A 494-nucleotide genomic window follows, 5' to 3' on the forward strand; every position below is an offset into this window, starting at 1 on the left:
GAGTACTGGTACTTTGTCTTGTCCGTCGGACACGGCTGTGACAAGTAGTCCATCCACAGCTTGTGCCTGGTCACGTGCTTTTTGCTTTGGAGCTTGCGAGCGAGGGCTTGAAAATCGGGCTGGTCGTAGGACATCGTCCGCTTACTCCGGCCGTCGCTGAATCGATCATCGAACCATCCCGATGAGAGTTGACGGAAACGCTCTGGCGTTAGTGCCTCATCAGCGATGACTTTCTTTGCGCGGGATACTTCTCGTCGTGAACATCCCAATGCGTGTGTGATCTGCGCATAGCTTGCACCGTCAAGGCACATCGCGATGATCTGTTTGAAGTTGGCCACAAGGACCCGCTCCTTCCAAGTAGATGTTGACGCGACACCACCGGATTGCGGTGTCGCCAACATCAACTATGAAAGAAAACCCCTTGCAGTACCGGGTACGTGGAACACCGGTACCAACTACGCGGACTCACGGTACCAACTACCCCGAATCGACAC

General features: G+C 54.5%; 1 protein-coding gene. It reads right to left on the reverse strand.

Going from position 1 to position 494, the window contains the following annotated elements; genetic code table 11:
* Nucleotides 1-338 (reverse strand): helix-turn-helix domain-containing protein (locus QP968_RS11145; protein WP_284856461.1); only part of this gene is annotated, 338 nt, incomplete at its 3' end.
* Nucleotides 339-494: the final 156 nt, after the last annotated feature.

This window comes from Corynebacterium sp. MSK041 (assembly GCF_030232265.1).
In the GTDB taxonomy this organism is placed as follows: domain Bacteria; phylum Actinomycetota; class Actinomycetes; order Mycobacteriales; family Mycobacteriaceae; genus Corynebacterium.